Source organism: Amycolatopsis melonis (genome assembly GCF_040064235.1).
Lineage (GTDB): Bacteria > Actinomycetota > Actinomycetes > Mycobacteriales > Pseudonocardiaceae > Amycolatopsis > Amycolatopsis melonis.
Genome location: NZ_JBDZYD010000021.1, coordinates 50,783 through 73,578 on the forward strand (window position 1 = coordinate 50,783; position 22,796 = coordinate 73,578).

Genomic DNA, 22,796 nt, shown 5'->3' on the forward strand with positions numbered 1-22,796 from the left:
TTCAAGACAAGCTGCGGCCGAGCGTCAGCAATGGCCGAGCATGGTTTCGAGTGCCGTCCGCTCCGGGACGGTGATCGTCAGGCCGTAGTTGCGTTTGACGACGATCCAGTCGATGGCATAGGTGCACCAGTAGGAGACCAGCGGCGGCTTCCACTGGTCCGGGGCCTTGTCGCCCTTCTGCTGGTTGACGTTGTCGGTGACGGCGTGCAGCTGCGGACGGACGAGGTCGTTGGCGAACTGCTCGCGCCGCTGCTGGGTCCACGTCTTGGCGCCGCTGATCCAGGCCTGCCCGAGCGGGACCATGTGGTCGATGTCCACATCGGACGCTTTGTGCCAGGTCGCGCCGTCGTAGGGGCTGACCCACGTGCCGGACTTCGGGGCGCAGTCGGCGCTGGTGGTGACGTCCTGGCCGTCGCGCTTGAGGACCTGCTCGCGGACGTCGCAGTTGGCGTCGACCTTGTCCCAGTGCGGGAACTTCTCGCGGCTGTAGCCGTCCATGGTGCCGCGCACGGCGATCTTGAGCGCGGCCAGCTCCGTCCGCGCCTCGGCCGGAGCAACCGGCGGCGCGGCGGTGGTGGCCGGTCCCCCGGCAGGCAGTCCAGAGGCGAGCTTGCAGCCGGTGAGGGCGGAGCCGGCCAGGACGGCCAGCAGGACCAGCGAAAACGCGCGCGGCATCGTGAACCCCTTTCACGTCTGCCGGGTAAGTGCCCAGCCGCCCCGGCCTGGAAACGGTGCAACAGGGCGGACTGACGCGATCTTCACGAGCCGTGAAAGACCTGCGCAACGAAAACGGCGGCAACAACACCGAGCGTGACGAGCAGGGTCAGCACGACGAGCAGTCCCCACGGAACCTGCCGGATCGGCCGCACCCGAGTGAGAACGGCAGCGCGCGGCAGAATCTGCGGCTCATCCCGCAGCACGGGCGGCGCGGGTTCGGGCGGAAGCGAAAGGACGGCGGGCAGCTGCGGCAGCGGCGTCACGACGGGCACCCGCGCCGGGAAGCCATCGGCAAGCAGCGCGGCCCGGGAGGGTGCGAGGTGGGCGAGGGAAAGGGCGTAGCAGGCGTCGAGGACGTCATCGGCCGACCAGACGGTCCGCCAGCGGTTGTGCTGCCGGATGATCCGCCGCAGCCCCGCAGATTCGGCGAGCACAACGGCGACATCGTGAACTGGCGGCGATCCGGCCGCGGGGATGCACGGGTGCGGTGCGGGCGCGGAGACGGGTTGCTGGGTGGGTGCGGATCCGGCCGAGCCCAGCGGTGGTTCGGATCCGCGGCCGCGGGCGGTCGTGGCTCCGGCTGGGCCGCCTCCGTTCTCAGCCGACCTCGGCCCGGCTTCTCCGGTCGAGCCAACCTCGCGCTCCGCCCGCCTCGGCCTTGTGCCTCCAGCCGGATCAACTCCGACCTGCCTCAACCCGGTGCCTCCAGTCGCCCCGCCCGAACCAACTCCGCTCTCAGCCGACCTTGGTCCGGCCTCCCCAGCCACCCCAGCCGCGGCGACTTCACCGCTCGTCCTCCTCAGCCCGGCCTCCCCAGCCGAGCCAACCCCGCCCCCGTCCCACCTCGACCCGGTCCCTTCAGTCGCCCCGCCCGAACCAACTCCGCTCTCAGCCGACCTTGGCCCGGCCTCACCAGTCACCCCAGCCGCGGCGACTTCGCCGCTGGTCCTCCTCAGCCCGGCCTCACCAGCCGAGCCAACCTTGCCCCCAGCCCACCTCGCCCCGGCCTCTCCAGCCGAGCTAACCCCGGCCCGGGCCCAGCTCGCCCCGACCTCGCCACCCGAGCCAACCCCGTCCCCGGCCTCCCTCAGCCCAGCCGAGCCAACCTCCCGGCCATTCCCCCGCGGCACCATCGCCACCAGCCCGGTCACATACCTTCCGCCCTCCTGCCCGGCCAGCGCGCCCCTCGCCGCCTCCACTGCCGCGGCAGCCCGCTCTCGCGGCCCGGGCCACGTCACCGGGCCCGGCTCTCCGGCCGCGATCACCACCACCCCACATGGCGTGAACACCAGCGCGTCCACAGACCGCGGACCGCCCCGGCCCGGCACGCTGATTCCCACCAGAGCCAGCCCCGTCAGGTGGTCCGGGCCCGGTCCCCACGACTGCAGCAGCCCCACCACGTACTCCACTGCCGGGGGCCTGGGGCGGCCGTCGGTCGGGTGCTGGAGTGCCACGAGCACGCCGGTCCACACCTCCCACGCCGAGTCGCCGAGTCGCCGGTCGGCGAGCGCTCTCTCGACGGTAGGAGGCCTACCCCTCCGCGCCCCAGCAGCCGAACGAGTGGTCGAACACCACCGTGGGTAGCCGGGGCTATGGCCGTGGGGTGTTGCGGAGGTTGGCTCGGGCCAGGTCGACCATCTTGCCCACGCCGCCGTTGAGCACCGTCTTTGTTGCCCCCAGCGCGAAGCCGCGGACCATCTCGCCGGTGATGCGGGGCGGGATCGACAGCGCGTTCGGGTCGGTCACCACCTCGACCACCGCCGGGCCTGGGTGGGCGAAGGCCTTCTCCAGTGCGCCGCGTACGTCCGCCGGGTCCTCGACCCGTGTCGAGAACACGCCGCATGCCGCCGCTATTGCCGCGAAGTTCACCTGGGGGTGGTCGGTGCCGAAGTCCGGGAGGCCGTCGACCAGCATCTCCAGTTTCACCATGCCCAGCGTCGCGTTGTTGAACACCACCACCTTCACCGGGACGTCGTACGCCGGCAGCGTCAGCAGGTCGCCCATCAGCATCGACAGGCCGCCGTCGCCCGACAGGGACACCACCTGGCGGCCCGGCTGGGCCAGCTGTGCGCCGATCGCGTGCGGCAGCGCGTTCGCCATGCTGCCGTGCCGGAACGAGCCGAGTACCCGGCGGCGGCCGTTCGGCGTCAGATAACGGGCCGCCCAGACGTTGCCCATGCCGGTGTCCACAGTGAACACCGCGTCCTCGGCCGCGACCTCGTCCAGCACCGACGCGACGTACTCGGGGTGGATCGGGCGGCGGTGCTCGATCTTCGTCGTGTACGCGCCGACGACCTTCTCCAGCTTCCGCACGTGCTCGCGCAGCATCCGGTCGAGGAACGCACGGCCGCCGCGGGGACGCAGCAGCGGCAGCACCGCACGCAACGTCTCCCTCACGTCGCCGTGCACCGCCAGGTCCAGCGGCGTGCGGCGGCCGAGGCGCGACGCGTCGTGGTCGATCTGGACCGTCCGCGCCTGCGGGAGGAAGTTGTCGTACGGGAAGTCCGTGCCCAGCAACACGATCCGGTCGGCCTCGTGCATCGCGTCGTAGCAGGCGCCGTAGCCGAGCAGGCCGCTCATGCCGACGTCGAACGGGTTGTCGTACTGGATCCACTCCTTGCCGCCGAGCGAGTGCCCGACCGGCGCGGCCAGTTTCCCCGCCACCGCCATGACTTCGTCGTGCGCGCCGCGGACGCCCGCGCCGGCGAACAACATCACCTTCTCGCCCGAGTTCAGCAGGTCCGCCAGTTCCTGGACGACCTCGGCGGGCGGCACGGCAGGCGACGGCGTCACGAGCGGGAGCTTTTCGGTGAGCGGCCCGGTCGCCTTGCGGTCGGCGAGGTCGCCGGGGATGGTCAGCACGGCGACGCCGCCCTTGCCGACGGCCGCCTGCGTCGCGATCCGCAGCAGCCTCGGCAGCTGTTCGGGCTCGGCCACCAGCTCGCTGAAGTGGCTGCACTCGGCGAACAGCCGGTCCGGGTGGGTCTCCTGGAAGAAGCCCGTGCCGATCTGGTTCGACGGGATGTGCGACGCGATCGCCAGCACCGGCGCGCCCGTGCGGTGGGCGTCGAACAGGCCGTTGATCAGGTGCAGGTTGCCCGGCCCGCAGCTGCCCGCGCACACCGCGAGCTTGCCGGTGACCTGCGCCTCGGCCGCCGCGGCGAAGGCGGCGGTCTCCTCGTGGCGGACGTGCACCCAGTCGATGCCGTCGGTGCGGCGGACCGCGTCGACGATCGGGTTGAGGCTGTCGCCGACGATGCCGTAGATGCGTTCGACCCCCGCGTCCCGGAGGGTCCTGACCAGCTGTTCTGCCACGGTTGCCATACCTCCAGCGTGACCTGGGCAGACACATGCGTCCAATGCCTGATTGGGGGATAATCCATACACTGACGGCATGGACGTGCAGACGCTGCGCCTCTTCCGCGAAGTCGCCGAGGGCGCGACCGTCACCGAGACCGCCGCGCGCGGCCACCTCACCCAGCCCGCGCTCTCCCGCGCCCTGCGGCGGCTGGAGCGCGACGCCGGCGCCGAGCTGTTCCGCCGGTCCGGGCGGGTGCTGCGGCTGACCCCGGCCGGGCACGCCTTCAAACGGCACGTCGACCTCGTGCTCGACCAGCTCGACCAGGGACTGCGGGAGGTCGGCGAGATCGTCGCGCCGGGCACCGGTGTCGTGCCGCTGGCCTTCCTGCACACCTTCGGGACGTGGCTGGTGCCCGCGGTGCTGCGCGACTTCCTGCGCGAACACCCCGGCGCGCGCTTCGAGCTGCGGCAGCACGGCGAGGCCGGCCTCGAAGCCGAACTCCTCGGCGGCACCGCGGACCTCGTCCTCACCAGCGGCGACCCGCAGCACGCCCAGCTGGCCTGGACGCGCCTGCTCGTCGAGCCGCTGCGGCTGGCGGTGCCGCCGCAGCACCGGCTCGCGCGCCGCCGCCGCGTCCGCCTCGCCGACGTCGCGGACGAGACGTTCATCCTCCTGCGGCCCGGGTACGCGCTGCGCGAAACGACCGAGCGGCTGTGCGCCGAGGCCGGGTTCAGCCCGCGCGTCGGGTTCGAGGGCGACGAGGTCGAGACGCTGCGCGGGCTGGTCACCGCCGGGCTCGGCGTGGCCGTGGTCCCGCTGCCGCACACGGCGGCATTCCCGGCGCCGCACCTGGAACTGACCGATGTGGACGCCACGCGGGACATCGGCCTCGCGTGGGCGGCCGGGCGGAATCTCCCGCCGCTGAGCGAAACCTTCCGCCGCCACGTCCTCGGCGCCGGACCGCGGCTGGTGCCGCCCGACCTCGACCGTCCACATGCGACGGTGTGAGGCTCGCCCCGGCGGGCCGCGGGATTCCGGCGGATATGCCAAAGTGGAGGTATGGTCGCCGCACTGAGATCCTTCCTGCTGTCCTGGACCTCCGTCACGCCGGTGCTCGGCGTGCTCGTGCTGGCGCTGTCGTGGGGCCGCGACCTCGGGCCGGTCTTCGTGGCCGTCGTCGCCGTCGCGCTGGGCGCGACCGTGCTGGCCGCGGTGCACCACGCGGAGGTCGTCGCCCACCGCGTCGGGGAACCGTTCGGGTCGCTGGTGCTCGCGGTCGCGGTCACCGTCATCGAGGTCGCGCTGATCGTCACGATGATGGTGTCCGGCGGCCCGGAAGCGGGCTCGCTGGCGCGCGACACGGTGTTCGCCGCGGTGATGATCACGACGAACGGCATCGTCGGCATCGCGCTGCTCGTCGGCGCCCGGCGCTACGGCGCGACACTGTTCAACCCCGAGGGCAGCGGCGCCGCGCTGGCCACCGTCGCGACGCTGGCCACCCTGAGCCTGGTGCTGCCGACGTTCACCTCCAGCACCCCCGGCCCGGCGTTCTCCCCGGCGCAGCTGACCTTCGCCGCGCTGGCTTCCCTGGCGCTGTACGGCACATTTGTGCTGACGCAGACGATGCGTCACCGCGACTTCTTCCTCCCGGTGGCCGCCGACGGCGAAGTCAAGGAAGAGGATCACGCCGATCCGCCGTCGAACCGGGCGGCGCTGGGCAGCCTCGCGCTGTTGCTGCTGGCGCTGGTCGCGGTGGTCGGGCTGGCGAAGGTGGAGTCGCCGGCGATCGAGGCGGGCGTGCGCGCGGCCGGGTTCCCGCAGTCGTTCGTCGGCGTGGTGATCGCGTTGCTGGTGCTGCTGCCGGAAACGCTGGCCGCGGTGCGCGCGGCCCAGCGCGACCGGATGCAGATCAGCCTCAACCTGGCCTACGGCTCGGCGATCGCGAGCATCGGCCTGACCATCCCGGCCATCGCGCTGGCGTCGGTCTGGCTGCCGGGCCAGCTGCTGCTCGGCCTCGGCTCGACCCAGATCGTGCTGCTGGCCCTCACCGTCGTGGTGAGCGTCCTGACCGTCGTCCCGGGTCGCGCGACCCGCCTTCAGGGCGGCGTGCACCTGGTGCTGCTGGCCGGGTTCCTCGTCCTGGCGATCAACCCCTGACCAGTGCCGTGGTGACCTCGATGCCGACCACGCAGGTGTCGTCGTCGGTGTCGGCCGTGCTGTAGGTCAGCAGGGTGTCCAGCTGGTGCTCCAGCTCGCCGTCGTGGCCCTCCACCAGGGTCACCAGGCGGGACACCGAGTCCTGGACCGGGCGGTCGCGCCGCTCGATCAGGCCGTCGGTGTAGAGCAGGAGGATGTCGCCCTCGTCGAGGCGCAGCTCCGCCTCGTCGTACGCGACGTCGCGGACCGCGCCCAGCAGGGAGCCGCGGACCAGCGGCAACGTCGTCGCCGTGCCGTCGCGGTGGCGGACGATCGGGGGCAGGTGGCCTGCCCGCGCCCACCGCAGCGTGCGGCTGGCCGGGTCGTACACCGCCGTCACCGCGGTCGCGGTCACGTGGTCGGTCAGGTGGTAGGCCACCAGGTTCAGCCAGGTCAGCAGCTGGGCCGGGCCGGCGCCGGTCGCCGCGAGGCCGCGCAGGGCGTTGCGCAGGCTCACCATCCCGGTCGCCGCGTCGATGCCGTGCCCGGCCACGTCGCCGACGCACAGCAGCACCTCGCCGGTCGGTAGCGCCACCGCGTCGTACCAGTCGCCGCCGACGAGGTGTTCCTTCTCCGCCGGCCGGTACCGCACCGCGGCACGCAGGCCCGGCATGTCGATCGGGCCCTTCGCCGGCGGCATGATCGCGTGCTGCAGCTGCAGGGCGAGCCGGTTGCGCTCGATTGCTTCCTGCTCGGTCTCGGCCAGCCTGTCCCGGGTCGCGGCCAGCGCCACCTCGGTCCAGTGCTGTGCCGAGACGTCCTGGTAGGCGCCGCGGATGACAACCAGCTCGCCCCGGCCGTCGACGACCGGCTCGGCCACCACCCGGATGTGCCGGGCGACGCCGTCCGGGCGCTGCAACCGGAACGCCGTCGACGACGGCCGCTTGTGGTGCAGCACCGCACGCAGGAACCGGCCGATCGCCGGCGCGTCGTCCGGGTGCGCGTGCCGGGCCAGGTCGTGCAGCGACAGCGGCACGGCGTTCGGCGGCAGGCCGTAGAGCGAGAACAGCTCGTCGCTCCAGGTGATCTCCCCGGTGACGGAGTTCTCCTCGAACCCGCCGATGCGGCCCAGCCGCTGCGCGTGCTGCAGCAGCACCGCGAGCTTCGCCGCGTCGTCCTGGATGCGCAGGATCAGCAGCACGTTGCCGGCGAAGCGCGTCAGGTTGACATCGGAGAGCACGGTCAGCGGCACCTGGTCGACCAGCGTCGTGATCGCCATGCTCTCGGCGCGGAACGGCTCGCCGGTGGCGTAGACGCGCTGGATCTTGTCCAGCAGCCCGCTCTCCCCCGCCGCCCGCGGGTACGCCTCCAGCAGCCTGCTGCCGACGATCCGGCTGCGCGGCCGCCCGCCCGGGTCGGCGAACCGGACGTTCGCGTGGTGGATGCGGAAGTCGCTGAGCCGGTCGCCGCCGTCGAGGCACGGCGTGAGCAGCACGGCCGGGTCGTGCAGGCCGTCGATGAAGTCGGCCAGCTCGCCGAGGACGTCGCCGGACGCCCCCGGCGCGAGCACGCCGTCCCAGGTGTCGAGCGTGTGCGCGCACAGCTCCGCCAGCGCCTCCAGCTGGCGGCGCTGCCGCCCCGGCTCCGCGGGCAGCGGCTCGGGCCAGCACATCTCGACGACGCCGATGATCCGGCCGCCGGTGCCGGTCGGCACGGCTACCCGCCCGCCGCCGGACAGCGTGTGCTGCCCGATCGAGGGCAGCCCGGCCGCGGCGAGCGCCGGCAGCCACACGGTGTCGCGTTCGATCAGCGCGCTGCGCGCCGGGGTCGCCACGCCGGGCGGGACATACCGCCAGCGCGCCGCCTCTTCGGCGGAAAACCCGGCCGACCCGGCCAGAGTCAGCGAGCCGTCGGGCCCGGCCAGCCACACCGCGACGGCGGTCGCGCCGAGCGGCCGCAGCGCATGGTCCAAAATGGACTCCGCGACGCGCTGAGTGTCCCCCGCCGCGAGCACGCCGCTCTCGGCGGTCCGCAGCCGCACCGCGACGGACTCCTCCTCGCCTTCGGCGCGGGCCAGGAACTCCTGCGCCACTTCGGTGATCCGGTCCTCGGCGGCCTCGCCGACGACGTCCGCGGCGAACTCCAGCGGCGTCATCCCGGCGCGCCCGGCCAGGGTCTCCAGCTGGCGGGCGGCGTCGGACGGCGTGCAGTGCAGCCGTTCCATCAGCACGCCCTTGGCCAGCTCGATCAGCGCGCGGCCGTCGGCGACGGCGTGCGCGTGGTCGACCTCGCCGCGCAGGCGCGCGACGGTGTCGGCGAGGCGGGCCAGGTTGGCCGACACCTCGGCCGGGACGGCGGCGCCGTCTTCTCGGGCAGGCACGCAGCTGTCCCCGTTCAGGCCGTCACGTGCCGTTTGATGCGGGCGATGAGATCGTCCGCGTCGACCGGCTTGGTCACGTAGTCGGTCGCGCCCGAGGCGAGGCTCTTCTCGCGGTCGCCGGGCATCGCCTTCGCCGTCACCGCGACGATCGGGATGCCGGCGTGCTCGGGCATGGCGCGGATCTTCGCGGTCGCGGTGTAGCCGTCCATCTCCGGCATCATCACGTCCATCAGGATCAGGTCGATGCCCGGGTGCGCCGCGACCGTCTCGACGCCCTTGCGGCCGTCCTCGGCGTGCAGCACCTGCATCCCGTGCAGCTCCAGGATGCTGGTGAGCGCGTAGACGTTGCGCGGGTCGTCGTCGACGATCAGCACCGTGCGCCCGGCCAGGGTGGTGTCGACGTCGGCCGCCCGTACCGGCGCGGCAGGCTCGTCCGGGCGGACCAGCGGCAGCACGGCCCCCGGCTCCTCCGCCGACAGGTGCAGCGCGATCCGCTCGCGCAGCTCGTCCAGGCCGGACAGCACTTCCAGGGACTGGACGTCGGCGCGGGAGCGCACCAGCTGCTCCAGTTCGCCGTCGAGGCGGCGGCTGTTGTGCGCGAGCACCGGCACCAGCCGCAGCGCGCTGTCGCCCTGCATCGCGTCGAGGAACGTGAACGCCGCCCGGTCCGGCAGGTCCAGGTCGAGCACCACGCAGTGGTAGGCGTCGGCGGCGAGCGCGGCCGCGGCCTCCTGCGTGCCGACCGCCGTCACGACTTCGACGTCGGCGGGCGAGAGGCCGATGTCCCGGCTGTCGGCCAGGTCCGCGGCGGCGCTTTCGGCGACGAGGGTGAGCAGCCCGTGCTGGCGTTCCTCCACGACCAGCAGCCGCCGGTGCGGGCGGGGCGCGGGCGGCGTGAGGCCGGCTTCGCCCGGCTCGACCGCGGCGACGGGATGCTCGCCCGCGGGCAGCTGCGCGAAGTCCGGCCGCGCGACCGGCAGCGAGAACGTGAACGTGCTGCCCTCGCCGAGGGTGCTCTCGGCGGTGATGTACCCGCCGAGCAGCTGGGCGATCTCGCGGCTGATCGACAGGCCGAGCCCGGTGCCGCCGTACTTGCGGCTGGTGGTGCCGTCGGCCTGCTGGAACGCGCCGAAGATCGATTCGAGCTGGTGCTCGGCGATCCCGATGCCGGTGTCGGTGACCCGGAACGCGACGGCGGGCCCGTGCGCGCGCAGCGGGCCGGGCAGGGTGGCCGGGTCGACCGGCTCGATGTGCAGCTCGATCCCGCCGACCTCGGTGAACTTGACCGCGTTGGACAGCAGGTTGCGCAGCACCTGCCGCAGCCGCGAGTCGTCGGTGACCAGCTCGGTGGGCGAGCCGGGCGCGACGGTGATCCGGAAGTCCAGGTTGCGCTGGGAGGTCATCGGGCGGAAGGTCGCCTCGACGTAGTCCAGCAGGCCCCGCAGCGACACCTGCTCCGGGGTGACGTCCATCTTCCCGGCCTCGACCTTCGACAGGTCGAGGATGTCGTTGATCAGCTGCAGCAGGTCCGAGCCCGCGGAGTGGATGATGCCCGCGTACTCGACCTGCTTGGCGGTGAGGTTGCGGGTCGGGTTCTGCGCGAGCAGCTGGGCCAGGATGAGCAGGCTGTTGAGCGGGGTGCGCAGCTCGTGGCTCATGTTGGCCAGGAACTCCGACTTGTACTTCGAGGCCAGCGTCAGCTGCTGGGCACGCGCCTCCAGTTCCTGGCGGGCCTGCTCGATCTCGAGGTTCTTCGTCTCGATGTCGCGGTTCTGCGTGGCCAGCAGCGCCGCCTTCTCCTCCAGCTCGGCGTTGGACGACTGGAGTTCCTCCTGCCGGGCCTGCAGTTCCTCCGAGCGGGCCTGCAGCTCCGCGGTGAGCCGCTGGGACTCGCCGAGCAGCTCGTCGGTGCGGGCGTTGGCGACGATGCTGTTGACGTTGACGCCGATCTGCTCCATCAGCAGTTCGAGGAACGCGCGGTGCACCGGGGTGAAGCCGTGCACGGACGCGAGTTCGATGACGCCGAGCACCTGGTCCTCGACCACGATCGGCAGCACGATCAGGCTGGCAGGCGCGGTGCTGCCCAGGCCGGAGGAGATCGTCGCGTAGCCGGGCGGGACCTCGTCGACGGCGATCGGGCGGCGGCTGCGCGCGGCCTGCCCGACCAGCGACTGGCCGATCCGGAACCGCACCGCCGGGCCGTCGCCGTCGTCCGGGTGGCCGTAGGCGCCGACCAGCCGCAGCTCGGGCACTTCGGCGGTGTCGTCGGCCAGGTAGAACGCGCCGTACTGGGCGTTGACCAGCGGGACCAGCTCGTCCATCACCGCGGCCGCGACGACCGCGAGGTCGCGGCGGCCCTGCATCAGGCCGGTGATCTTGGCCAGGTTCGACTTCAGCCAGTCCTGCTCCTGGTTCGCCCGCGTCGTCTCGCGCAGCGACTCCACCATCGAGTTGATGTTGTCCTTCAGCTCGGCGACCTCGCCGGAGGCGTCGACGGTGATCGAGCGGGTCAGGTCGCCCTCGGCGACCGCGCTGGTCACCTCGGCGATCGCGCGGACCTGCCGGGTGAGGTTCCCGGCCAGCTCGTTGACGTTCTCCGTCAGCCGCTTCCACGTGCCGGACACGCCTTCGACCTCGGCCTGGCCGCCGAGGCGGCCCTCGCTGCCGACCTCCCGCGCGACGCGGGTGACCTCCGCGGCGAACGCCGAGAGCTGGTCGACCATCGTGTTGATGGTGGTCTTGAGCTCCAGGATCTCGCCGCGCGCGTCGACGTCGATCTTGCGGGTCAGGTCGCCCTGGGCGACGGCGGTGGTCACCTGGGCGATGTTGCGGACCTGCCCGGTGAGGTTGTTCGCCATCGAGTTGACGTTGTCGGTGAGGTCCTTCCACGTGCCGGCCACGTTCGGCACGCGGGCCTGGCCGCCCAGCATGCCTTCGGTGCCGACCTCGCGGGCCACGCGGGTGACCTCGTCGGCGAACGCGGACAGCGTGTCGACCATCGTGTTGATGACGTCGGCCAGCGCCGCGACCTCGCCCTTGGCCTCGACGGTGATCTTGCGCGAGAGGTCACCGCGTGCGACCGCGGTTGCGACCTGGGCGATCGAGCGGACCTGGCCGGTCAGGTTGGACGCCATGACGTTGACGTTGTCGGTGAGGTTCTTCCAGGTCCCGGACACGCCGCGGACGGTCGCCTGGCCGCCGAGGTTGCCCTCGGTGCCGACTTCGCGGGCCACGCGGGTGACTTCGTCGGCGAAGGCGGACAGCTGGTCGACCATCGTGTTGATGGTGTCCTTCAGCTCCAGGATCTCGCCGCGCGCGTCGACCCGGATCTTCTGGGACAGGTCGCCGCGGGCGACCGCGGTGGTGACCTGGGCGATCGAGCGGACCTGCGCGGTGAGGTTGTCGGCCATGACGTTGACCGACTCGGTGAGGTCCTTCCAGGTGCCGGAGACGCCCTTGACGTCGGCCTGGCCGCCCAGCCGTCCCTCGGTGCCCACCTCGCGCGCCACCCGGGTGACCTCGTCCGCGAACGCGGACAGCTGGTCCACCATCGTGTTCAGCGTGTCCTTCAGTTCGAGGACCTCGCCGCGGGCGGTGACGTTGATCTTCTGGGACAGGTCGCCCTTCGCGACGGCGGTGGCGACCTGGGCGATGTTGCGGACCTGGTCGGTCAGGTTCCCGGCCATGAAGTTCACCGAGTCGGTGAGGTCACGCCAGGTGCCGGAGACGCCCTTGACGTCGGCCTGGCCGCCCAGCCGCCCTTCCGTGCCGACCTCGCGCGCCACTCTGGTGACTTCGTCGGCGAAGGACGACAGCTGGTCGACCATCGTGTTGATGGTGTTCTTGAGTTCGAGGATCTCGCCGCGCGCGTCGACGGTGATCTTCTGCGACAGGTCGCCCTTCGCGACCGCCGTGGTCACCTGGGCGATGTTGCGGACCTGGTCGGTCAGGTTCCCCGCCATGAAGTTCACCGAATCGGTGAGATCACGCCAGACACCGCCGACGCCGGGCACCTGGGCCTGCCCGCCGAGCCGCCCTTCGCTGCCGACCTCGCGGGCGACGCGGGTGACCTCGTCGGCGAACGACGACAGCTGGTCCACCATCGTGTTGACGGTGTCCTTCAGCTCCAGGATCTCCCCGCGCGCGTCGACGTCGATCTTCTGGGACAGATCGCCCTTCGCGACCGCGGTGGCGACCTGGGCGATGTCCCGGACCTGGGTGGTGAGGTTCCCGGCCATGGCGTTCACCGAGTCGGTGAGGTCCTTCCACGTGCCGGAGACCCCGGGGACCTTCGCCTGCCCGCCGAGCTGTCCCTCGCTGCCGACCTCCCGCGCGACGCGGGTGACCTCGGAGGTGAACAGCGACAGCTGGTCGGCCATGCCGTTGAAGACGGTGGCGATCTCGCCGAGCAGGCCGTCGGCACCCCCGGGCAGCCGGATCCCGAAGTCGCCGTCACGCACCGCGGTCAGGCCGGCCAGCAGCCGGCGCAGCTCCTGCTCTCCCGCCTCGCCCACGCCCGAAGCGTCCGCCCCCGGACCCGGGCGCGTCCCTTCGACCATTGTCCCACCCATCCGCCACCCGTTTCTTCGGTTGTCCCGGTTTCGGCACCGGAGCGTTCAGCATAGTGCAGATGCACTATGCTGAATCGCAACGGTTGAGCAACCAGCCGCGCCCGTGTCCACGCGCGTTTCCCGGCGGTGTGCGAAAGCCCTTTCCTTTTCCCCCAGGCCATCCAACGCATTGACCCATTCGGCTGAATGCCGGAGCAGGGCGGGGTTCGGCGTGCCCGGATTTTTCCTCCACGGTGGACACTCCACTGTGGAACGCCCCACGCGGTTGTCCGGACGCACCCAAGGTGGCCTGCCGCGGCGGCTCCCCCTTCGCCGTGGGCCGAACGGCCCTTTCGTCTCACCTAGTGCAGCGAACGGGCCTTTCCTCTCGCCGGATGCGAGGAAAGCGCCTTTCAGCCCACCCCCCGATCGCGACCGCCGGGCGGCTTCGGCACCGGACCTAGGCGAGCAGGTCCGAGAACCAGGCGCGGGTGCGGTGCAGGTAGTCGAGCTGGTGACCGCGTTCGCGGAGGGAGTGTCCTTCCCGGGGATAGACGACGAATTCGTGCGGCCGGTCCCGGAGCGCGTGGTGCAGGAGTTCGGCCTGCGACAGCGGGACGTTCGTGTCGTTCTCGCCGTGCACGATGAGGACGGGGGTCGCGATCCGGCCGGCATACGTGATGGGGCTGTTTTCCCGGCCGCCCAGGGCGAGGTCGTAGCGGCCGTGCTCGCCGGTCGCAGCGAGCAGCGGCCAGTCGGCAATGCCTGCGTTGACGACGGCTGCCTTGAAGCGATCCGTCTGCGTGACGGCCCAGGCGGCCACGAACCCGCCGTGGCTCCCACCGCCGATCCCGAGCCGGTCTTCGTCGGCGACGCCCGCCTCGACGAGCAGATCGATCCCGGTGAGGATGTCGGTGAACTCCGCGCCTCCGGCGTCACCGGCGACACTCGCCGCGAAGGCGTGCCCGTGGCCGAGGCCGCCGCGGGGATTCGGGAGGAACACCGCGAACCCGGCCGCGGCCAGCCACTGGCCCTGGCGGAACCATCCGAGCTGGAACCGGTCGGCGTAGCGGTCGTACGGTCCGCCGTGGACGAGGGTGACCAGCGGGAAGGGCCCGTCGGCGCGGGTCCGGCCGGCCGGGAGGATCAGGAGGCCGTCGAGTTCCAGGCCGTCTTCGGCGCGATAGGACAGTCGTTCCTGGCTGCCCCACCGGATTCCGCCCGGCTGCGGTTCACCCAGCCGGATGAGCGGGCCGCCGGGTGATCCACAGTGGACGGTCTCGGGTTTGGTGGCGGTGCTGGCGACGACCGCGATACGGTCCCCGCCCGCGCTCAGGTCCAGCAGGCTACCGGTCGCGCGGCCGAGTTCGGCGAAGGTGCCGCCGGCGGGGTCGAGGCGCCGGATCGTGGTGTCGAGGCCTTCGGCGAACAGGGCCAGCAAGCGGCCGTCGCCCGCACTCGCCAGGTCGACCGGGCAGACGCTCATCCCGGCGGTGAGATTCCGGTGGCCATCGGCGTCGAAGATCGCGCGGCCGCTGATCGGGCCCGGCGGAGTGAGGCCGAGGTAGGCCAGGCGCCAGCCGGTGTCGTCGCGCCACCAGGTCAGCGACTCGGCCTCCAGCGCCGGGACGCCGAGATCCTGCCGGGCACCGGTGGCCGGGTCCACGAGGTGCAGACCGGAGTCGTAGAGCCCCGGCTCCCGGTCGGCGACGGACCAGGTGAGCACGGCGAGGGTGTGGCCGTCCGGCCGGGCGGCAGCCTCGACGACGTGCCGCGCGCCGAAGTCGCCGAGCGGGCGGACAGCGCGGGTCGAGGGATCGAGGAGCCAGAGCCGGTCGGGCCGGGCGACGGTGTCCCACGTGGAGCCGGAACCGGACGGCACCACCTGCACCCGGGGGTCGGCCGCCGCTTCCTTCTCCTCCGGCGCGACGAGCACCACCGCACCACCGTCCGGCAGCACGAAGCCGGTGACACCGGTGCGCCAGTCCGTCAGCTGCTCCGGCACGCCGTCCAGCCCGGCCCGGTGCAGCTGCGCGGTCCCGCGTCCGGCCCGGTCGGACAGGAAGTACACCCACGCGGAGTCGGCCGACCACCTCGGCTCGCGGTCCTCGGCCGCGGCGTCGGCGAACGCCCGGGGCGGCTCACTCCCGTCCGCGGGTGCCAGCCACAGCCCGCTCACCGGGTGCTCGCCGGGGTGGCCCACCGGCGCACTCGCGAACACCACCCACCGGCCGTCCGGCGACACCCTCGGCGTCTGCGGCACCATCCGGTCGACCACGGCCTCCGCCGTCAGCTTGCCCATGGGTCACGCCCCGCCGGCGGGCGTGAGCCACCGGGAGAACCACTCGCGGGTCCGCCGGAGCACGTCGAGCTGGTGACCGCGTTCCCGGATCGCATGGTTCTCCCGCGGGTAGACCACGTACTCGTGCTCGCGGTCCCGCAGCGCCCGGTGCAGCAGTTCGGCTTGGGAGAGCGGGACGTTCGTGTCATTCTCGCCGTGCAGGATGAGGACCGGTGTGCGGATGCGGCCGGCGTAGGTGATCGGGCTGTTCTCGCGGCCGCCGAGTGCGGCTTCGAAGCGGGTGTGCTCGCCGGTGGCCGCCAGCAGCGGCCAGTCGGTCACACCCGCGCCGACGAGCGCCGCGGCGAACCGGCCGGTCTGCGTGACCGCCCAAGCCGCCACGAAACCGCCGTGGCTCCAGCCCGCGATGCCGAGCCGGTGCGGGTCGGCGACGCCGTCGGCCACCAGCAGGTCGATGCCGGTCAGGACGTCGGTGAACTCCGCGCCGCCGACGTCGCCCGCCACGCTCGCCGCGAACGCGTGCCCGTGGCCGAGGCCGCCGCGGGCGTTCGGCAGGAACACCGCGAAACCGGCCGTCGCCAGCCACTGGCCGGACGGGAACCAGCCGAGGTTGAACCCGTCGGCGTACCGGTCGTGCGGGCCGCCGTGGACCACCGTGACGAGCGGGAACGGCCCGTCCGCGCGGGTCCGGCCGGGCGGGAGGAGCAGCAGGCCGTCCAGCTCCAGGCCGTCTTCGGCCTGATACGCGAGACGTTCTTGGCCGGCCCACTGGATGTCCGGCAGCGGGAGCGCGCCGACGCGGGTGAGCGGGCCTTCCGGAGGTCCGATGTGGACAGTCGGTGGCGCCGCGGCCGTGCTCGCCACCACCGCAATGGTGGTTCCATCGCCGGACAATTCCTTGAGGTGGCCCCGGAAACGCTGGAGTTCGGCGAACTTCCCGGTGACCGGGTCGAGCCGCCGGACGGCGGTGTCGAGGCCTTCGGCGAACAACGCGAGCGGCGGGTCCGCGGCGATCAGCTCGGTCGGGCAGGCCGTCATGCCCGCCGTGAGATTGCGGTGCTGTCCGTCGAACACGGCGAAGCCACCGACCAGGCCGGGCGGGGTCAGGCCGAGGTAGCACAGGCGCCACCCGGATTCGCCGCGCCACCAGGAAAGTGACGACGCCGAGAGCGCCGGGACCCCCAGCTCGCGCACGGTGCCCTCCGTGAGGTCGACGACGTGCAGCCCGGGTTCGAACAGGCCGGGATCCTGCTCGGCGACCGACCAGGTGAGCACGGCGAGGGCACCGCCGTCCGGGCGGGCCGCGGCTTCGACGACGTGCCGTTCCCCGAAGGCGGCGAGCGGTTCGATCGTGCCGGTGGCCAAGTCGAGCAGCCAGAGCCGGTCGGGATGGTTGCCGGTGTCGTGGGTGCCGTCCGCGGTGACCGTGCGGATCCGGGGGCCGGCAGGCTCCCGCTCGTCCGGCGCGATCAGCACCACGCGCTTCGGGTCCGCGAGCGGCACGCACGCCCGGACTCCCGCGGGCCGGTCCGTCAGCTGCTCCGCTTCGCCACCACCGAGGCCGACCCGGTGGACCTGGTCCCGGCCGGACAGGAAGAACACCGAGCCGGAATCCGGAGCCCAGCGTGGCTCGCGCCCGTTGTCCGTCGTGAGCTGCCGAGGCGATGCGCTGCCGTCGGCGGGCGCGAGCCAGAGGGTGCTTTCGGTGTGCCTGCCCACTGTCGCGCTGCCGAACACCACCCAGCGGCCGTCCGGGGAAACCTGCGGTGTCCGCGGCACGGCCCAGTCCACCACGGCTTCCGCCGTCAGCTGCGTCATGCCGCGATCCTGCCGTCGCCGCGGCACGTCCGGCAAGATCGCCGGTCAGGCCTCGTTGCCCGGCTCGAAGTCGCGGACGTCCTGGAACCCCAGCTGCGGCTCGGCCGCCCCGCCTGCTTCCACCGCGACCGGGCGCAGCAGGTGGGCGACGTGGTCGCCGGTGACCTCGCGGGACAGGATCTCGCCGGCGAACCATCCGGGGCAGTCGTCGAGCACCGGCGCCCCACCCGGCCCGCGATGCCAGCCGCAGCGGGCGAACTTGTCGGCGTCGAACCCGGTCGTCCCGCCGAAGAGCCGTGCCAGCTCGCGGTCGGTCCTGGTCAGCCGGTGGACGACCAGGACGTCGGCGTCGCGGGCCACTTCGCACGTGTAGTTCTTCTCGGACAGCCAGGCCATGAACCGCGGCGGCGCGATGCTGCACTGCGCCGCGAAGCCGACCAGGCAGCCCGCGAGCCGCGTCCCGTCGGTGCACGTGACGATGTACATCGGGTAGTCGAAGGCGCCGACCAGGGCGTCGAACTCGCCGTTCACCGCGCTCCTAACCACCGGCCGCGGGGCTCGCCTCCGGCGCCAGGGCCAGCAGGTGCTCGTGGTCGCCGGGTTCGCGCAGCGCCGGGGCTTCGAGCGTGCCCGCGTCCGGGTCGCCGGCGCGGACCGCCGCGAGGAACTTCACCACCGCGCGGGGTTCGGGGACCACCTCGCCGCCCAGGTATCTCAGGATCGTGGCCGCGTCGCCGTGAGCGTTCTCGATCGCCGCCGCCCAGCCGTTGACCTCGTCCCACACGAGGGCCAGGTCGTGGCCGGGGAACCGGGCGAGACGCCAGTCGAGCGCGATGTAGGCGGCGGCGGGCGTGCCCGCGTCGAGCGTGCAGGACTCCAGTCCCACCCCGACCGCCCGGGCCACCGCGCCGACGTACCCCCGCAACCGCCGCTCGAACGAGAACTCCGTGTCGCGCCCGAAGTCGATCAGAATGCTCAACGCCGCCTCGCTTTCCCCGTCCCGCCGCGGGATTCCCGCGGTCCCCCGTCCGGGTACCCCGGCGGCCGGGCGCTCAATCCCGGCATACCTCGCACCGCATGTCGTCCTTCCGGCGACATCTCGCTTGTCATCGTTTCGATGACATGTTAGAACGGAAGGTGCCTGACGAACCCAGGAGCGCACCACCCCCGCCTCCGTGTCCGAGAAAGGCCGCACGACCCCGTGACCGCATCGATCACCCTGCCGACCGGTTACCAGCACCCCGCCGTCCCCGCCCTGCTCGGCTACCTCCGGGACGTCACCGCCGAACTGGGGATCGGCCTCGAGTCCTGCACGCTCGACCACGACAGCCCGATCTCGGCCTACGTCGCCCTCGACACCCGGCTGCCGCACTACCCCGACCGCGACGTCGCCCTGCTCTGGGACGAGGAACGCGGCTGGTCCGCGGCCATCGAGACGCACTCGGGCGAAGACCTGATCGTCCTGCGCTACCTCGGCGGCTCCACGATCGCGCCGTCGCCGCGCCGGGTCGCGCGGTTCGTCACCGCGCTGCACGAGGACGACCACACGATCGGCCGTCCCGACCCGGTCGTCCTGCGCACGGCAGGCACCGCCGACGAGCTGGCCGCGCTGCTGCGCCACCCGGCCGCGGCCCGATGACGGCGCCGCTGCCCCTCCCGGAGAGCTTCGCGCTGACGTTCCGCGGCTACGACCGCGAGCAGGTCGACGAGCGCATGGAGGAACTGCTCGCCGAGATCCGCCTGGTGACGGCCGACCGCGACGCGGCCGTGGCGGAAGCGGAGAACCTGACGCGCGAACTCGAGCGCACCCGCTCGGAAAACGCGGAACTGCGCGCCCGCATCGACCGGCTGTGCCGGGCCCCGGCCGACCCGGCCGCGGTCGGCGACCGCGTCCGCCAGGTCCTCGACCTGGCCAACACCGAAGCGGCGGAAATCGTGACGACGGCCCGCAGGCGCGCCGACGCGATCGTGCGTGAAGCGGACGAAACGGCCCGCCGCCGCGACGCTGATGCCCGCGCGCACGCCTACCGCATCGTCGACGAAGCCCGGCAGAGAGCCGACCGCATCGCGGCAGTCGAGCGCCGCACGGCGGCGCGGCTTGCCGAGATCGACGCGTTCCTCGCCGACGCGGAAACCCTCCTGGCCGAGGGAACCCCGCTCCGCGCGGTGGCCTGACCCCCGCGCGGGGCTGCCGCCTCGCCGAGCAAGCCGGACAACGCCGCGATCGAGCAGCGCGCAGCCACGCGCCTCGCCGAGGCCGAACCGGCTCCGCGCGGCCGCCTGATCCCGCGCGGGCGGCCGCCTCGCCGACCAAGCCTGCGACCCCACAGCCGGGCAGCCGGCTCCCCAACGCCGAACCCCCTCCCCACCCGTGTTCCGCTCCGGCAGGAAACGCCGCACGAGGGCACAGTGCGGCACGCCTGGGCGTCAGGCAGGATCATGGCGTGACCATCGATCAGGCGGGGGTGCCCGAAGCCCGTCCGGGCCCGGCGTTCCCCGAGCACGAAGCCCGCGTCGACGTCCTGAGACGGCAGCTAGCCGCCGTGGCCGGGGACAGCACCGTGCGGCTGGCGAAACGGACGTCGAACCTCTTCCGGTCGAGAGCCTCCTCGAAACATCCCGGCCTCGACGTCTCCGGATTCACCCACGTACTGCGCGTCGACCCCGTGACCCGGACCGCCGACGTCGAAGGGATGGTCACCTACGAACAGCTCGTCGACGCCACACTGCCGCACGGCCTGATGCCGCTGGTCGTGCCGCAGCTGAAGACGATCACCCTCGGCGGTGCGGTGACCGGGCTGGGCATCGAGTCCTCGTCGTTCCGCCACGGCATGCCGCACGAATCGGTGCTGGAAATGGAGATCCTCACCGGGGACGGGCGGATCGTCGTCGCCACGCCGGACAACGAGCACCGCGCGCTGTTCCACGGCTTCCCGAACTCCTACGGCACCCTCGGCTACGCGCTGCGGCTGCGGATCCTGCTCGAACCGGTCAAGCCGTTCGTCGCACTCCGGCACGTCCGGTACCACGACCGCGACACCTACTTCCGCGCACTCGGCGAGGCCTGCGACAGCGGCGAGCACGACTTCGTCGACGGCACGATCTTCGGGCCCGGCGAGCTGTACCTGACGCTGGGCACCTTCACCGACAGCGCGCCCGCCACCAGCGACTACACCTGGCTCGACATCTACTACCGCTCGATCCAGCGGCGCGAAACCGATCACCTCACCGTCCGCGACTACCTCTGGCGCTGGGACACCGACTGGTTCTGGTGCTCGCGCGCGTTCGGCGTCCAGCACCGGCTGCCGCGGCTGCTGCTCGGCCGGCGGTTCCTGCGGTCCTCGGTGTACTGGAAGGCCGTCGCGCTCGACCGGCGGTTCCGGATCGCCGAACGGCTGCTCAAGCTCCGGCGGATGCCGCCAGAAGAGACCATCGTGCAGGACATCGAGGTCCCGCTGAGCCGGGCCGCGGAGTTCCTCGAATTCTTCGAACGCGAGATCCCGATCAGTCCCGTCTGGATCTGCCCGCTGCGGCAGCGGCCCGGCGGCGTCCGCTGGCCGCTGTACGAACTCGACCCCGAAGAGCTGTACGTCAACTTCGGCTTCTGGTCGGCCGTGCCGCTGGACCCCGGCGAGCGCGACGGCACGCACAACCGGATGATCGAAGCCGAAGTCACCCGCCTCGGCGGGCGCAAGTCCCTCTACTCGGACAGCTTCTACACCGAGGACGAGTTCTGGCGGCTCTACAACGGCGATGCCTACCGCGAGCTCAAGCGGGCCTACGACCCGGCCGGGCGGCTGCTCGGCCTCTACGAGAAATGCGTCCGCCGCCGGTGAAAGGAACGAACATGACCCCGGTCGGAACCATCTTCGAGCGGCTGCTCGGCCCGCGCGCCCAGGTGTCGATCACCGCCTACGACGGCAGCAGCAGCGGCCCCGCCGACGCGCCGGTCGCCATCCAGGTGCGCTCGCCGCTCGCGCTGGACTACCTGATGTCCTCCCCCGGCGACCTCGGCCTCGCCCGCGCCTACGTCGCCGGCGCGCTGGACGTCTCCGGCGACATCTACACCGCGCTGCGCGCGCTGTCGGCCCAGGTCGACCAACTCACCCCGGCCGACCGGCTGTGGCTGCTGCGCAAGCTCGGCCCGCGCCACCTGCGGCCGGTCCAGCCGCCGCCCGAGGAGCACCCGAGCCGGTTCCGGCGCGGGCTGACCGCGCTGCGGCACTCCAAGGCCCGCGACAGCGAGGCCATCGCCAGCCACTACGACGTGTCGAACCGGTTCTACGAGCTGGTCCTCGGCCCGTCCATGGCCTACACGTGCGCGGTCTTCCCCACCGAGGACGCCTCGCTGGAGGAGGCGCAGGCGCACAAGTTCGACCTCGTGTGCAGGAAGCTGGGACTCAAGCCCGGCATGCGGCTGCTCGACGTCGGCTGCGGCTGGGGCGGGATGGTCGCGCACGCGGTGCGGCACTACGGCGTCGAGGCCATCGGCGTCACGCTCTCGCGCGAGCAGGCCCAGTGGGCGCAGAAGAACATCGTCGCGCTGGGCCTGGCCGACCGCGCCGAGATCCGGCACCTCGACTACCGGGACGTCACCGAGACCGGATTCGACGCGATCTCGTCGATCGGCCTCACCGAGCACATCGGGGCGCGGAACGTGCCGGGCTACTTCCGGTTCCTCGCCGGCAAGCTCAAGGCACACGGGCGGCTGCTCAACCACTGCATCACCAACCCGGACACCAGCGTCGCGCACCGCTCGCGCGGGTTCATCGACCGCTACGTCTTCCCCGACGGCGAGCTCGAGGCCCCCGGCGAACTGGTCACGGCCATGCACGACGCCGGGCTGGAGGTGCGGCACTCGGAGAACCTGCGCGAGCACTACGGGAAGACGCTGGCCGGCTGGTGCGCCAACCTCGACGAGCACTGGGACGAGGCCGTCGCCGAAGCGGGCGCCGGCCGCAGCCGGGTGTGGGCGCTGTACCTCGCGGCCTGCCGATTGGCGTTCGAACGGCGCGAGATCGAGCTGCACCAGATCCTCGGCGTGCGGACCGACAGCGAGGGCGGGATGGGCATGCCGCTGCGCCCCGACTGGGGAGTTTGAGACCGGGAGTGCCCCGCGCGGGCACTTCTGGGAGGATGGTGGCGAGACCAGGGCGTCCGAACGGGACGCCCAGGCTCACTACAAAGAGTAGGTATGGGTATGGCTCAGGGCAGTGTCAAGTGGTTCAACGGTGAAAAGGGCTTCGGCTTCATCGCCCAGGACGGCGGGGGTCCGGACGTGTTCGTCCACTACTCCGAGATCCAGGGCAACGGCTTCCGGTCGCTCGACGAGGGTCAGCGGGTGGAGTTCGAAATCGGCCAGGGCCAGAAGGGCCCGCAGGCCCAGCGCGTGAGCGTCATCTGAGCCACGAGGCACCGTAAGGCCCCCGCCCGTCACCCGGGCGGGGGCCTTCCTCGTTTCCGCCACGCTGCGAACCCGCGGTGCTCGTGTAGCCTCGGAAGAAGCGGGAGCACCTCGCATGCCGGCGTCCGGGCCGGCTTCACTCCCGCCTCACGTGGCAGGCAGGGCCGATCGCCGATCAGGAGCGGCGA

Annotated in this window: 16 protein-coding genes; 7 read left to right on the forward strand and 9 right to left on the reverse strand. The window is 72.2% G+C overall.

Annotation, left to right across the window (positions count from 1 at the left end; all coding sequences use genetic code 11):
- Window positions 1-24 precede the first annotated feature (24 nt).
- The 3 genes from ABJI51_RS41375 to ABJI51_RS41385 all read right to left on the reverse strand — a co-directional run bounded on the left by ABJI51_RS41375 (window position 25) and on the right by ABJI51_RS41385 (window position 4,041).
- Complete coding sequence (locus tag ABJI51_RS41375; protein ID WP_348956664.1) at window positions 25-675, reverse strand: GmrSD restriction endonuclease domain-containing protein; 651 nt, start codon at window positions 673-675, stop codon at window positions 25-27.
- 83 nt (window positions 676-758) lie between these two features.
- Complete coding sequence (locus ABJI51_RS41380; RefSeq protein ID WP_348956665.1) at window positions 759-1,151, reverse strand: hypothetical protein; 393 nt, start codon at window positions 1,149-1,151, stop codon at window positions 759-761.
- Window positions 1,152-2,307: 1,156 nt separating this feature from the next.
- The gene (locus tag ABJI51_RS41385) at window positions 2,308-4,041 is read right to left on the reverse strand and encodes a pyruvate dehydrogenase (protein ID WP_348956666.1); all 1,734 of its coding nucleotides are present in this window, start codon (window positions 4,039-4,041) and stop codon (window positions 2,308-2,310) included.
- 70 nt (window positions 4,042-4,111) lie between these two features.
- Between ABJI51_RS41385 and ABJI51_RS41390 the strand changes: the two genes are divergently transcribed.
- Complete coding sequence (locus ABJI51_RS41390) at window positions 4,112-5,026, forward strand: LysR family transcriptional regulator (RefSeq protein ID WP_348956667.1); 915 nt, start codon at window positions 4,112-4,114, stop codon at window positions 5,024-5,026.
- Between the two features lie 51 nt (window positions 5,027-5,077).
- Window positions 5,078-6,175 (forward strand): calcium:cation antiporter, encoded by a 1,098-nt coding sequence (locus tag ABJI51_RS41395; RefSeq protein WP_348956668.1) that lies wholly within the window; start codon window positions 5,078-5,080, stop codon window positions 6,173-6,175.
- Here the strand turns inward: ABJI51_RS41395 and ABJI51_RS41400 are convergent.
- From ABJI51_RS41400 to ABJI51_RS41425, 6 genes are all read right to left on the reverse strand, one after another.
- On the reverse strand, window positions 6,165-8,534 hold the full coding sequence (locus tag ABJI51_RS41400) for a SpoIIE family protein phosphatase (RefSeq protein WP_348956669.1): 2,370 nt from the start codon (window positions 8,532-8,534) through the stop codon (window positions 6,165-6,167). The genes ABJI51_RS41395 and ABJI51_RS41400 overlap by 11 nt on opposite strands.
- Window positions 8,535-8,548: 14 nt before the next feature.
- Window positions 8,549-13,093: a HAMP domain-containing protein gene (locus ABJI51_RS41405; protein ID WP_348956670.1), complete on the reverse strand. Its 4,545-nt coding sequence runs from the start codon at window positions 13,091-13,093 to the stop codon at window positions 8,549-8,551.
- 451 nt (window positions 13,094-13,544) lie between these two features.
- Complete coding sequence (locus tag ABJI51_RS41410) at window positions 13,545-15,386, reverse strand: S9 family peptidase (RefSeq protein WP_348956671.1); 1,842 nt, start codon at window positions 15,384-15,386, stop codon at window positions 13,545-13,547.
- A gap of 3 nt (window positions 15,387-15,389) precedes the next feature.
- Window positions 15,390-17,204, reverse strand: a complete 1,815-nt coding sequence (locus ABJI51_RS41415) for a S9 family peptidase (protein ID WP_348956672.1) — start codon at window positions 17,202-17,204, stop codon at window positions 15,390-15,392.
- 45 nt (window positions 17,205-17,249) lie between these two features.
- The gene (locus ABJI51_RS41420; protein ID WP_348956673.1) at window positions 17,250-17,735 is read right to left on the reverse strand and encodes a flavin reductase family protein; all 486 of its coding nucleotides are present in this window, start codon (window positions 17,733-17,735) and stop codon (window positions 17,250-17,252) included.
- Between the two features lie 7 nt (window positions 17,736-17,742).
- Window positions 17,743-18,183: a DUF6292 family protein gene (locus tag ABJI51_RS41425; RefSeq protein WP_348956674.1), complete on the reverse strand. Its 441-nt coding sequence runs from the start codon at window positions 18,181-18,183 to the stop codon at window positions 17,743-17,745.
- A gap of 222 nt (window positions 18,184-18,405) precedes the next feature.
- On the opposite strand from ABJI51_RS41425, the gene ABJI51_RS41430 reads away from it, so the two are divergent.
- From ABJI51_RS41430 to ABJI51_RS41450, 5 genes are all read left to right on the forward strand, one after another.
- Window positions 18,406-18,843, forward strand: a complete 438-nt coding sequence (locus ABJI51_RS41430) for a DUF6292 family protein (protein ID WP_348956675.1) — start codon at window positions 18,406-18,408, stop codon at window positions 18,841-18,843.
- Window positions 18,840-19,379, forward strand: a complete 540-nt coding sequence (locus ABJI51_RS41435) for a DivIVA domain-containing protein (RefSeq protein ID WP_348956676.1) — start codon at window positions 18,840-18,842, stop codon at window positions 19,377-19,379. Before ABJI51_RS41430 ends, ABJI51_RS41435 begins: the two co-directional genes overlap by 4 nt.
- A 269-nt stretch (window positions 19,380-19,648) precedes the next feature.
- Window positions 19,649-21,040, forward strand: coding sequence for an FAD-binding oxidoreductase (locus tag ABJI51_RS41440; protein WP_348956677.1), 1,392 nt, complete (start codon window positions 19,649-19,651; stop codon window positions 21,038-21,040).
- Window positions 21,022-22,305: a class I SAM-dependent methyltransferase gene (locus tag ABJI51_RS41445; protein ID WP_431605718.1), complete on the forward strand. Its 1,284-nt coding sequence runs from the start codon at window positions 21,022-21,024 to the stop codon at window positions 22,303-22,305. The genes ABJI51_RS41440 and ABJI51_RS41445 overlap by 19 nt, the downstream gene beginning before the upstream one ends.
- Window positions 22,306-22,404: 99 nt before the next feature.
- Entirely contained in the window at window positions 22,405-22,608 is a 204-nt protein-coding gene (locus ABJI51_RS41450) for a cold-shock protein (RefSeq protein WP_348956679.1), read from the forward strand.
- Window positions 22,609-22,796 lie beyond the last annotated feature (188 nt).

Coding starts and splice junctions, on each gene's coding strand:
- ABJI51_RS41375 (WP_348956664.1), bottom strand. CDS start 675: ATGCCGCGCGCGTTTTCGCTGGTCCTGCTGGCCGTCCTGGCCGGCTCC.
- ABJI51_RS41385 (WP_348956666.1), bottom strand. CDS start 4,041: ATGGCAACCGTGGCAGAACAGCTGGTCAGGACCCTCCGGGACGCGGGG.
- ABJI51_RS41390 (WP_348956667.1), top strand. CDS start 4,112: ATGGACGTGCAGACGCTGCGCCTCTTCCGCGAAGTCGCCGAGGGCGCG.
- ABJI51_RS41395 (WP_348956668.1), top strand. CDS start 5,078: ATGGTCGCCGCACTGAGATCCTTCCTGCTGTCCTGGACCTCCGTCACG.
- ABJI51_RS41405 (WP_348956670.1), bottom strand. CDS start 13,093: ATGGTCGAAGGGACGCGCCCGGGTCCGGGGGCGGACGCTTCGGGCGTG.
- ABJI51_RS41410 (WP_348956671.1), bottom strand. CDS start 15,386: ATGGGCAAGCTGACGGCGGAGGCCGTGGTCGACCGGATGGTGCCGCAG.
- ABJI51_RS41415 (WP_348956672.1), bottom strand. CDS start 17,204: ATGACGCAGCTGACGGCGGAAGCCGTGGTGGACTGGGCCGTGCCGCGG.
- ABJI51_RS41435 (WP_348956676.1), top strand. CDS start 18,840: ATGACGGCGCCGCTGCCCCTCCCGGAGAGCTTCGCGCTGACGTTCCGC.
- ABJI51_RS41445 (WP_431605718.1), top strand. CDS start 21,022: ATGCGTCCGCCGCCGGTGAAAGGAACGAACATGACCCCGGTCGGAACC.
- ABJI51_RS41450 (WP_348956679.1), top strand. CDS start 22,405: ATGGCTCAGGGCAGTGTCAAGTGGTTCAACGGTGAAAAGGGCTTCGGC.